This is a genomic window from Xenorhabdus littoralis (assembly GCF_033949345.1).
Classification (GTDB): domain Bacteria; phylum Pseudomonadota; class Gammaproteobacteria; order Enterobacterales; family Enterobacteriaceae; genus Xenorhabdus; species Xenorhabdus littoralis.
On the sequence record NZ_VCDP01000123.1, the window covers coordinates 1 to 419 of the forward strand.

Consider the following 419-nt stretch of genomic DNA (forward strand, 5'->3'; position numbering starts at 1 on the left):
TCTCTCACCCCACGGACGCCCATTGTTCTGATGGGGTGGAATATGAAGATGAAAGAAAATCCTGATTTATGGGTACATCTCGGTGACTGGCTCGTCTCAATACGGGAGCAAGGCATCGGAGCAACCTTAGCGGGGACTATGGCCTTTCTCCGGGGACGCTATCACGGCGGAGGCTGGCTAAAGGTTTCTATCGACGCCTTTATGTGTGCCATGTTCGCCTGGTTCATTCGTGATGTATTAAACCTGATTGGTCTAAATCCTGATTTGGCCTATATCGGCAGTGTAGTGATTGGCTATCTGGGAACGGACTTTATTGGTCAATTGCTGCGTAAGGCGGCAGAGAGAAGAGCCGGGGTCAACAATGGCAACGAATAACTTTAAGTTCAGCCAGCGCAGCGAAAATAACCTTAAGGGTGTCC

General features: G+C 49.9%; 1 protein-coding gene. It reads left to right on the forward strand.

Going from position 1 to position 419, the window contains the following annotated elements; all coding sequences use genetic code 11:
- Positions 1–48 precede the first annotated feature (48 nt).
- The gene (locus tag FE394_RS18190) at positions 49–375 is read left to right on the forward strand and encodes a phage holin, lambda family (RefSeq protein ID WP_319927747.1); all 327 of its coding nucleotides are present in this window, start codon (positions 49–51) and stop codon (positions 373–375) included.
- Positions 376–419 lie beyond the last annotated feature (44 nt).